Below are 11,037 nucleotides of genomic sequence, written 5' to 3' on the forward strand. Positions count from 1 at the left end.
GGGGTGGTGGGGGCGGAGCCGGACTCACGGGATCCGGAGGCGCCGGTGCCGCTTCCTTCCCCTGCCCCGGGGGTGGAATCGCCACGGGAACCGGAGGAGGCCCCGGCCCCGTCGGAGGCCCCGGTCCCGGACCCGGCCCCGTCCCTGTCGGAGGAACGCCTCCACTCCTCCTCCAGGGACCGCACCTTGTCCTCGGCGGCGGCGCGGGCCTGCCGGTTGGTCCACCAGAGCTGATGGGCGACGAGCAGGAGGAGGACGAGCCCGAGGGTGACGGCGACTTCGGCGCCGTGCCACAGGGCCCGCGCGGCGGGGGACCGCCGAGGGGGACGCCCCTGCTGTACGACCGGTACGCGATCCCGCACGAAGCCCCCTTCGACTGACGGCCGCGGGGAGGATAGGCGCGGGCGGCGGAAGAATCCATGGAGGATCGAGAACGGGACCGGGCCGAATCACCGAGGGGGCGGCCAACCGCCCCTCCTGCCAAAGCCCCCTCGGCAGTACGGTGTCCCGTATGCGCCCCGACAAGCCTGCTGCTGCCGACCACGTCGACGTCGACCACATCGCCGAAGCCGCGCGCCTGGAGCGCACGGCCGACCTGTATCCGGAGGACGCCGAACAGCTCCTCCTCCAGGCCGCGGCCCACCTCGAACTGGCCGGCGCGCGCGACCGCGCGACGGCGCTCTACGACCACCTGCTGTCGTCCACCGCCCCGCAGCCCCCGTCCGCCCCGCTGCTGATCCGCGCGCTGAAGGCCTCGAACCTCTGGGAGTACGGCCACGAGGCGGAGGCACGGGCGATCATCGACGGCGTCCGCACGGCGGCGCCGAGGGAACCGGCGCCGTGGGTGATCGTGGCGGAGGCGCTGGAGGCGCACGACGAGCTGGAGCAGGCACAGGAGACGTTCACGGAGGCGGTGACGCTGCTGCTCCCCGCGGAGACGGAGCCCCCCTACAGCACGCACCCGCTCCTCTTCGGCCGCCACCGCGTACGCCGCCTCCTGGGCGCGGACCACGACGCGTGGGACGCGCTGGCGGACCAGGTCTCGACGGCCTCGGTCTCCCTGGACGAACTGCACGACCCGAAGCGGGTCTGGTCGCTCGGCTCGGAGAACCCGGCGGAACTGCGGGCCGAAATCGCCCGTATCCAGGCGGAGTTGGGCTCGTACCGCGAGGCGCTGTCGCGCCCGTTCCCGGTGGCGATCCTGCACTGGCCGGCCACGGAACTGACGGAACTCCTGGCGGCGTACCCGTCGCTCTCCTCCGAATACCCCTCCCACGAGGCGCACTTGAGGACCATAGAGTCCTCCCTGCGCGAACTCGCGGCCTCCGGCACCCCGAACCTGGGAATCGTCACGGGCACGGTCCCTTCATACGAGGCCTTCGCCGCCTCAGAAGGCACGTCCCCGGAAGACTCGTCCCTCCTCCCCCAGTACGCAACGACCCTGGCGGCCCGGGGACGCGCGGAGGGCTGGCCACCGGAGTCGGGCGGGGAGTGCTGGTGCGGGTCGGGGGCGGCTTATGCGGAGTGCCACGGAAGGCCCTAGCGAATCCGCCGGATCATCGCGGTCTCGGCTCACGAACCCTTCGGGGCTTTCGACCTGGCCAAGAGTCCCGGGACTTTCGTATCCACGCCCCCCATAAAACTCCTGTGCGATACCGTCGCAGTGAAACATAGGTACTGCCGGGCCGCGGCTTCCTGCTTGCGCGGCCCTGGCACCGCGCTCCCGAGGAACATGCCCGCCCATGCATCACGCGCCTTTCGCCGATCGGCACCTTGACGTGCCCGGCACCGGCGGCGTCCGGGCTCCGCACCTCTCGGGCCCCCTCGATCCCGACCACGCCGTCCCACGGGCGAGTCGGGACGACTTGCATCACGCATAAGTCCGGGTGCGCCTTTCGCGCACCCCGGAATTCCACGGATCGATCGATTTGGTTGAGCCGGGCGCGCACTCCGGACACCAGCGCCATACGCGCAGCCCGGCAAGGAGAAAAAGTGAGCAGCGAACTCGACGGGATGTACGAAGTCTTCCGCAATCTCCTCCAGACCAGCACACCCGCGGACGCGGTGAAACAGCTGGAGGTCCTGGGCGTGGACGAGAAGAAGATCCAGCACATCCGCGAGTTCCACGAGCAGCAGTTGCTCTCGATCAAGGAGTTGGAAGAGCCACGGGTGGCCGTCAACGGCAACCGTGAGACCTGGTACACCGGCCCGCGCGAGAACGACCGCGCATGGCCGGCGATCCGGCGCGAGCTGGAGAGGTCGGGCTGGGCGTCGGAGGCGATCGACGACCTCGACAAGGCGTCGACGCGCGTCGTCTCCCTGCTCAACCACCCCAAGGAGCCGGACTTCTCCACGCGCGGCCTGGTCGTCGGCTACGTGCAGTCGGGCAAGACCACCAACTTCACCTCGGTGATGGCCAAGGCCGCCGACCGGGGCTACAAGCTCTTCATCGTGCTCGCCGGGATCCACAACGGCCTGCGCCGTCAGACCCAGGCCCGGCTCGCCCAACAGCTGGTGGAGTCGAACCCGACGAACTGGTCCCAGCTCACCGGTCTCGAGCACGACTTCGTCCCCACGGAGAACGCCGCGTCCTTCTTCGGCGGCAGCAACAGCACCCACGTGCTGTGCGTGGTGAAGAAGAACGCCACTGTGCTGCGCAAGTTCGCGCGCTGGCTGGAGTCGGCCTCCGAATACCTGCAGCAAGCCCCGGCGTTGGTGATCGACGACGAGGCCGACCAGGCCAGCGTCGCCACCACCTCGATCAATCCGCTGATCCTCCGGATCCTCGAGACCCTGCCGAAGGCGGCGTACGTCGGATACACCGCGACCCCCTTCGCCAACGTCCTCATCGACCCGGCGGCGAAGGACCTGTACCCGAGCGACTTCATCGTCAACCTGCCGCAGCCGAAAGAGCACTTCGGCACCGAGGTCCTCTTCGGTCGGTACGCGCTCGACGGCGAGGACCCCGAGGACGTGGACGACGGGTACGACATGATCCGTGACGTGCCCAGGGAGGACATCCCCCTGGTCAGCCCTGCGACACGGGCGGACGCGGACGGCTTCACCCCCGAGATCACCGACACCCTCAAAGAGGCCGTCCGGTACTTCTGGCTCACCACCGCGGCCCGTCGGGTACGGGGCAGCGGGAACAAGCACGCGACCATGCTGATCCACACCAGTATGCGCATCCAGGTCCACAACAGCTTCCGCGGACCGCTCAAGAAGCTCCGCGCGCACACCTTGGAGCACCTGGACGACCCCGAGACCCTGCGGCGCCTGCGCGACCTCTGGGACGAGGAGACCGGGCGGGTACCCGCCGAGGACTTCGGGGAGACGAAGGTCCCCTTCGACACGCTCCTGGCGGAGCTGCCGGGCGTGATCGGCGACTGTCGGATCATCATGGACAACTCCGACAGCGAGGACACCCTCGACTATGACAATGGCCCCGTGGTCGCGATCGCCGTCGGCGGCAACAAGTTCTCCCGCGGTCTCACCCTGGAGGGACTCGCCGTCACGTACTTCGTCCGCGCCGCCTCCGCGTACGACACCCTCCTCCAGATGGGCCGCTGGTTCGGCTTCCGTCACGGGTACGCCGACCTGCCGCGCGTGTGGATGACGGCGGACCTGCACGCCTCCTTCCGGCACCTGGCCACCGTCGAGGCCGACATGCGTCGCGACATCGACGTCTATCTCCACGAGAACGAGACGCCTCAGACGTTCGCGGTCCGCGTGCGCACCCATCCGGTCCTGCGGGTGACCGCAGCGGCCAAGATGCAGTCCGCGATCAGCGCGAGTGCGGCGTACGGCGGCCGTCGGATCCAGACCCGCTACTTCCACACGCGATCCGACTGGCTCTCCGTCAACCAGGATGCCGCCCGCGACCTGGTGCGCCGAGCCGTCGCGGAGGCGGTCACGCAGGACTCCCGCCCCGAGGACGGGCGACACGTCCTGCACGGGGTCCCGCACACCGATGTGCTCGACTTCCTGGCCCGCTATCGCTTCCACGAGCGGTCCCAGGAATGCGACACCAAGTTGATCTCCTCCTACATCCGGCGGCGCGTCCAGCAGGGGTCCCTCCAGCGCTGGAACATCGCGGTCATCGGCAACCGGGCCGGTGACCCCACCGCGAACTTCACCTTCGCCCCGGACGTCACCGTCGGTCGCATCACCCGTGCCCGGCTCCACAGCCCCACGGGGGAAACGGACTTCGCCGACATCAAGACCCTGATGAGCCGGGCCGACGCGGCCGTCGACCTGACGGACGTCCCCCATGACCTGGCGGAAGACGAGATCATGCGGGAGCGTCGCGAACAGCTCCCGGACACCGGCCTGCTCGTGCTGTACCCGATCGACAAGGACTCCCGCCCCTCCGAGCTCCGCAAGGACACCCGTGAGCCGCTCGGCGCCGAGGAGCACGTGATCGGTGTCGGCCTGATCTTCCCGAAGCCCGGCGAGGCGGGCAGGGACAGCGAGATCAAGTGGGACGGCAGCTACATCTCGGCGGACCTCTCCGGCATCCGGCTGGAGGACACCGACGACGAGGACCTTCGCACCCTCGAAGGCGAGGACGCCGCGTGAGCGACATATTTCGGCGGGCGCTGGAGGACGGCTGGCGCAATCTCCGGCTCGCGCCCGTGTCCGCGGACAACCGGCTCCGTACCGCCCCCTTGCCCGTCACCACGGCGCGGGGCCCGGTTCTCGCGGCCGTCGACCACGAGGGACATCGGCATCTGCTGGTGCCCGTCGCGGGGAACCAGCACGTCCAGGAGATCCAGGACGGTCAGGTCCTGCGCCTGCGCAAGCGCCCCCTGGAGGACGAGGAGGTCTATCAGCACTACGCCGACCTCGGCTGCCTGCGCCACGACCTGGACGACGTGTTCACCGGGCTCTGCGACGACATCCTGCGGGAGATGCACCGGCTCGGCGAGGACGAGCGCACTCCCCCGTCCCCGCGGGCGCTCAAGGCCCTGCACCGGGTCCTGGACCGTTGGCGGGCCCTGTTCCGTACGTCCGGCAGGCCGTTGGGGCCCGAGCAACTCGCCGGACTGTACGGCGAGTTGCACATACTGCTCCGGCTCCTGGCGGTGAACTCCAGTGCCCACAGGCTGTGGACGGGGCCGAGCGGTCGCCCGCACGACTTCACCTCGGGCACCGACGCGGTCGAGGTGAAGACCACCACCGGTGCCGCGCTGCGCATACGCGTCCACGGCCTGCGCCAGTTGGAACCACCGGAGGGCGGCTCCCTCCAGCTCGCCTGCCTGCGTGTCGAGCGTGCCCCCGAGGGCGGCACGGGCACGAGTGTCGTCGACCTGGTCGGGCAGGCACTGCGGCTGTGCGACGACGAGAGCACGCTCCTCGGCCTGCTCGCCGATGTCGGCTACCTCACCGTCGACGCCCGGCGCTATCTCACGCCCCGTTTCCTCGTGCGCGACGAGCGCTGGTACGCGGTCGCGGCCGGCTTCCCGCGCATCACGACGGCGGACCTCGCGGTCGCCCAGGTCCCCGGCAACGTGACGGACGTCGAATACACGGTGGACCTCACCGTGCCCACGCCCAGCCCTCTCCCGATGACAGAGGTGGAGAGACACCTGGCCACCATGCTCGGGGAGAGCGAGTGACAGACGTGCGCACCGAACCTCGGTGGTATTCCCAGCAGTACCCGCCGGAGGGCGCGAGTGCGGCCGAGGGCATCCTCAATCAACTCGGCCGCCCCGAGCTGGACCTGCTCACCATCCTCGTGCGCGAGGCTGCCCAGAACAGTTGGGACGCGAAGGACCCGCGGCACGACGGGCCGGTCAGGTTCGGCATCGACCTGGGATACGTCGGTCCGGCACACGCAGACACCTGGCGCAGGCTCCTGCTGAACGGCGCTCCCTCGAACGACCATCTCGCCCTGCGCAACGCGCTGCGCGCGAGCATCCGGATCATGACGGTCTCCGACCGGGGCACGAACGGCCTCGGCGGCCCCATCCGCGCCAACGAGATCTGCAGGGACCGGCAGGACTTCGTCGCCTTCGTGCGCAATGTGGGCGAGCCCCGCGACACCAAGCTCGGCGGTGGCACCTACGGCTTCGGCAAGGCCGTCTTCTACCTCCTCTCCGGCCTCGGCACGGTGCTCGTGCACACCCGCTGCCGCAACGACGAGGGGGAGTTGGAGACGCGTCTGATCGGCTGTGCCCTGGGGAACAGCTATCGGGCCACGGGCGCGGACGGCGACGAGTGGCGCTACACCGGACGGCACTGGTGGGGTGACGCCTCCGGCGACGTGATCGACCCCCTCGTCGGCGCCGCCGCCGATGAGACGGCCCGCAGGTTGGGCCTGGCCCCCTTCGCCCCGGAGGAGACCGGCACGAGCATCGTCGTCCTCGACCCCCAGCTCGAGGGCCTGGAGCCGAAGGAGGCCGCAGCCTACCTCGCCGAGACCGTGGCATGGCACCTGTGGCCCAAGATGCTGGAGCGCCCCGACGGCACCCTGCCCATGCGGTTCTCCGTCACCTGCGAAGGGCGGGACTTCCCGGTCCCCGACCCGCGCACGACGTCGCCGCTCAGCCTCTTCGTGGAGGCGTACCGCCAGTTGGGCACGGACGAGGGCCGAACCCTGTCGTGCCAGAAGCCCGTCAAGGAACTGGGCCGGCTGGGGCTCGTCCAGCGCCCGGTCGTGCCGATGGAACCCTCCCCCGCCACTCGCCGGGCCATGGAGATGGTCCAGATCGAGCGGTCCGTGCACCACGTGGCCCTGATGCGCCCCGCCGAGCTGGTGGTCACCTACTGGCCGGGGCGGGAGACCGGTGCCGAACTCCTGTCGTACGCAGGCGTATTCCGCGCCGGCGAGGAGATGGACGACACCTACGCCGAGGCCGAACCCCCGACGCACGACGCGTGGAATCACCACCGCCTGGAGGGCCACGAGCGGACCTATGTCCGCACCACCTACACCCGCCTCAAGGAGGCGGTCGATGACCTCCTGCAACTGGGCGGAAGCGCCCGTGAGGGATCGGCGAACGTGGCGCTGGGAGCGGCGAGCGCACGCTTCTCGCCACTGGTAGGAGGTGCCTGGGGAACCGGTGGCGCGTCGGACTACGGCACGCCCTCCACGGGTCGTGCCAAGGCAGCACCGGACGACGAGGAGGTCCCGGGCCCACAAGCCCGAACCCGTGGGGGCACCCGGCGCGGCGGCAAGGACTCGGCGACGGCCGACGTGCCGCTCCCGGAGGACGGAACCACGCGTGCACCCCGCCCCCGGGTGAAGTACGCGGGCGAGACCACCTACGAGGAGCGCTTCGGACACGCGGTGCTCGTGCAGGCGTTCACTCTCCCCGTGGCCGTCGTGCAGCGCGTCCGGGTCGAGCTGGCCGTGGCCCTTCCCGGCACCGGCAACCGCGAGACCGACCCTCCGGCGGGCGCGGCCATGCCCGGCCTGGTCGGCTGGGAGGATCCGTCCGGCACGCTCCACGCCTCGCCCACCTTCGTCATCGAGGGCGGTGACGAGACCGTGTGGCGCGCGGTCGTCCGCCCGGCCCCGGACACCATCACGGAGATCACCGTGAAGACGCAGGTGGTGAACGTGTCGTGAGCCGACTCGCCCTCCCCTACCGCTCGCCCGCGACGTCCTGCGTCCGGGCCGAGCCATGGCGGCTCGTCCTCGACGGCGCCACCACCGAGCTCCCCGAGTCGCTCGACTTCTGGGACTACCGCATGGACGTCGAGCTGAGTCGCACCGTGCACGTGGACCTGTCGGCGGCCCGAGCGGGTGCGGGGCTCCCCGACGACGCGGTGCTCACCCTGGCCGCCGTCTGGACCGCCTCCGGCTCCAACCTCCGCGGTCCCGTACAGCGGGTTCCGCTCACCGGCGACGGCGTGCGGACCGTGGAACTCCACGCGGTCCTGCCGGGCGCCCAACTCGGTGGCGTGCTCTCCTTGGAGACCGTGCTCGTCCTCTCCCGTACGGCCGGGACGGCCGCGCCCTTCGCACCGCGGCGCGCCGGGTCGCTGCTCTGGGACGACATCGCGGCACTGCGCCTGCAGGGCGACGCGCCGCTGTTCCCCATGACCGTGATCGACTTCTCCCACACGTCGTTCAGGGACGGCGCCGCCTGGCACCTGCAGCTCGGGTCGGACCTGGACGCCGCCGCGATGGGCTCCATGCTCCTCCTCGTCAACGAGAAGGCAGAGGAGGTGTCCACCGCCTTCGCGCGCGCCGCCCGCCCCGGCCCGGTGGACCGCGTCGTCCTCTCGATGGTCTACTCCGACTGCGCCCGGATCATGGTGGAACACGCGCTGCTCAAGGAGGAGTTCGTCGACGACGCGGACTTCCCCGAGGACTCGCTCGGCACCACCCTCGTCAATCTGTTCCACCGGCTGTTCCCCGGCCGTACGATCCAGGACCTGCGACAACTCCGACAGAACTCACCGAGTCTGTTCGCCTCCGAACTGCAGGCCGCGACCCGCATCCTCCAGGAGGCGTGACCCATGGCTCTCCTCTACCCCCGCCTCCTGGCCGGACAGGCCAAGCCGCTCCACCAGCGCTACAAGGACATGTCGCCCCACGACCTGGTCGAGCACGTCGCGTATCGCCACGAGTCCGCCGTCTACGTCGCCACCGGCGGCGACCGGATCACGGAGGGCCAACTGCGCGGGTTGCGGGCCCGTGTCCTGGAGATCGCCGAACGTGCGGGATTTCCGGCGGAACCCTCCCGCGCCGCCCGGGCCCGCTTCGACCTCGATCTGGCGGCGCTCCTGCACGCCGAGATGGACCTGATGCCGGCCGAGGCCGCATCCGGGGACATCTGGGCCTTCCTCGCGCTCGTGTTGCTCCCCGACGTCGCGCACTGGCGCTACCCCCGTCCGCCGGGTGACCGGGTGGTGGCGAGCGACCTCACCCGACATGTCTTCGGCCGCCTGTGGTGGCGTGCCCACCTCGTGCGCGACCCGGCGTCCCCCGAGCCGTACGCGGCACTCGACATCCTCGGCGAGGCCGCGTTCGACCAGATCTACGCCCGTCGCAAGTCCCTGGGCGGCAGCCCTCATCTCGTGCGCAACATCCTCCACGCCTGGGCTGCCGTCGACCTGCACGGCCTCGCCGAGCGCGACGTGTTGCGGGACTTCCTCAAGCGGCTCCTCAGGCTCGCCCCCTTCGTCATCTTCGAGGCACTCGAGGACAGCGAACTGCGGGCCGAACTGCGGGCCGTGGCCGAGGAGTCCGTGGCCGCGTTGCGACCGGAGGAAGCGCGGGCGGCCGCACTGGAGCCCGAGCCCTCGACCTCGCAGAATCCCGGGCGCGGCCCCGGGCGCGACCTCTTCGTCCCACCGGCGACGGAGACGTCCGCACCCACGCCCCCGACTCACCGCCTCACCTCCCTGGAGCTGTGCTCGGGCGCGGGCGGACTCGCGCTGGGCCTGGAGTACGCGGGCTTCGACCCCGCCCTGCTGATCGACAACCGCCCCATCACCCTCGACACCCTTCGCCTCAACCGACCCGGCTGGCGCCTGCTCGACGCGGACCTGAGCACCCTGGATCCGGACTCGCTGCGCCGACAGCCGGGCATGCAGGGACTCGACCTGATCTCCGGTGGACTGCCACGGGTGAAGGCGGCGGCAGCGGTCGCCCGCGAGCGCGGCAACGACCACGAGCTGGCCGTCTTCCACGCCGCACTCGAGATCACCCGGACCCTTCGTCCGCGTGCCCTCCTGATCGAGAACCTGCCGGACCTCGTCACGAGCGAGACGTACGCACCCCTCCGGGACCACGTGGAGCGAGAACTGTCCGCGAGCGGCTACTCCCCGTCCTGGTTCGTGCTCAACGCCGCCCAGCACGGTGTCCCGCAGGACCGGAAACAGGGCATACTCGTCGCCTTCGCGAGCACCGCGGCGGCCGAGGCGTTCCGAATCCCGCCGCGGTCCCCCGAGTCCCCGATCAGTGTCGGCCAGGCGCTCGGCCCGTCGATGGCCGCCCGCGGCTGGCCCCGCGCCGCCGAGTGGGCGGCCGGGGCCACCGAGGTCGCCCCCACTCTCGTCGGCGGTTCCTGGGAACGCGGCGGCGCGGACCTGGGCCCGACCGGCTCCAAGCGCGCCTGGGCACGCATCGGGGTGGACGGCGGGACCGTCGCGAACGAGGTGCCCGGACCCGAGTTCGTGTGGGACCCCCTCCTGGGCCGTGACGGCATGATGGCGCTCACCGTCGAACAGGCCGCGCTGCTGCAGGGCTTCCCCAAGGACTGGGACTTCGCGGGACGCAAGACGGCCCGCTACCGCCAGGTCGGCCACGCCTCACCGCCGCCCGTCGGCGAGGCCCTGGGCCGCGCGATTCACGCCGCCCTGTCGAGCGCGTGACGACGTCGGCGCTCCATCGACTTCCCCACCCCCTCATCACCGATAAACTCGCTCACCATGACCGTCGCTCTGCCTCACCAACGCCCGCCTGCGGGTTTCCACATCGTGGACCTTTTCGCCGGTCCCGGTGGACTGGACATGGCCGCGACGGTCCTGGGCGTGCCCTCCGTGGGAATCGAATGGGACGCCAACGCCGTCACGACACGTGACGCGGCGGGGCTTCGAACGGTCCATGACGACGTGCGCAAATACGGCCCCGAGAAGTTCCCCGAGGCGAACGTCCTCGCCGGAGGCCCTCCCTGCCAGAGCTTCACCGTCGCGGGCACCGGAGCCGGTCGCCGCGCCCTGGACGACGTGCTGAAGTTCGTGCAGCGCCTCGTCGACCGTGACGCACGCGCCAACATCGACGCCGACCTCGCCGACATGGACGACGAGCGCACCGGGCTGGTCCTGGAGCCGTTGCGCTGGGCGCTGAACGCCATCGACGACGACGAGCTCCGTCCGTACAGCGCCATCGTCCTGGAGCAGGTGCCCGCGGCCCTCCCCGTCTGGGAGGCCTATGGGGAGGCCCTGCGGGAAGAGGGCTACTCGGTCGACCACGGCATCCTGCACACCGAGGACTTCGGTGTACCGCAGACCCGCCGTCGTGCCATCCTCATCGCCCGCCGTGACGGCCGCACCGCCGCCCTGCCCACCCCCACGCATCAC

General features: G+C 70.7%; 7 protein-coding genes and 1 pseudogene. 7 read left to right on the plus strand and 1 reads right to left on the minus strand.

Translation table 11 applies throughout. From position 1 onward, the window contains the following. A pseudogene (locus AOK22_RS42215) lies at positions 1-362 on the minus strand (class E sortase); the annotation flags it as partial. Positions 363-511: 149 nt separating this feature from the next. Here AOK22_RS42215 and AOK22_RS16025 point away from each other — a divergent pair. The 7 genes from AOK22_RS16025 to AOK22_RS16055 all read left to right on the plus strand — a co-directional run. After that, positions 512-1,543: an SEC-C domain-containing protein gene (locus AOK22_RS16025; RefSeq protein WP_055699332.1), complete on the plus strand. Its 1,032-nt coding sequence runs from the start codon at positions 512-514 to the stop codon at positions 1,541-1,543. A 449-nt stretch (positions 1,544-1,992) separates the two neighbouring features. Next, on the plus strand, positions 1,993-4,578 hold the full coding sequence (locus AOK22_RS16030) for a Z1 domain-containing protein (protein ID WP_063795271.1): 2,586 nt from the start codon (positions 1,993-1,995) through the stop codon (positions 4,576-4,578). Next, positions 4,575-5,618, plus strand: a complete 1,044-nt coding sequence (locus AOK22_RS16035; protein WP_055699333.1) for a PD-(D/E)XK motif protein — start codon at positions 4,575-4,577, stop codon at positions 5,616-5,618. The genes AOK22_RS16030 and AOK22_RS16035 overlap by 4 nt, the downstream gene beginning before the upstream one ends. A 5-nt stretch (positions 5,619-5,623) precedes the next feature. After that, positions 5,624-7,573: a hypothetical protein gene (locus AOK22_RS16040; protein WP_157872246.1), complete on the plus strand. Its 1,950-nt coding sequence runs from the start codon at positions 5,624-5,626 to the stop codon at positions 7,571-7,573. After that, complete coding sequence (locus AOK22_RS42220; protein ID WP_208606404.1) at positions 7,570-8,466, plus strand: hypothetical protein; 897 nt, start codon at positions 7,570-7,572, stop codon at positions 8,464-8,466. Before AOK22_RS16040 ends, AOK22_RS42220 begins: the two co-directional genes overlap by 4 nt. Before the next feature lie 3 nt (positions 8,467-8,469). Next, positions 8,470-10,329, plus strand: coding sequence for a DNA cytosine methyltransferase (locus AOK22_RS43865; RefSeq protein WP_341845576.1), 1,860 nt, complete (start codon positions 8,470-8,472; stop codon positions 10,327-10,329). Positions 10,330-10,386: 57 nt separating this feature from the next. After that, positions 10,387-11,037, plus strand: a 651-nt coding sequence (locus tag AOK22_RS16055; protein ID WP_167357850.1) for a DNA cytosine methyltransferase, incomplete at its 3' end; no start/stop codon positions are given.

This window comes from Streptomyces silaceus (assembly GCF_001419745.1).
GTDB lineage: Bacteria > Actinomycetota > Actinomycetes > Streptomycetales > Streptomycetaceae > Streptomyces > Streptomyces silaceus.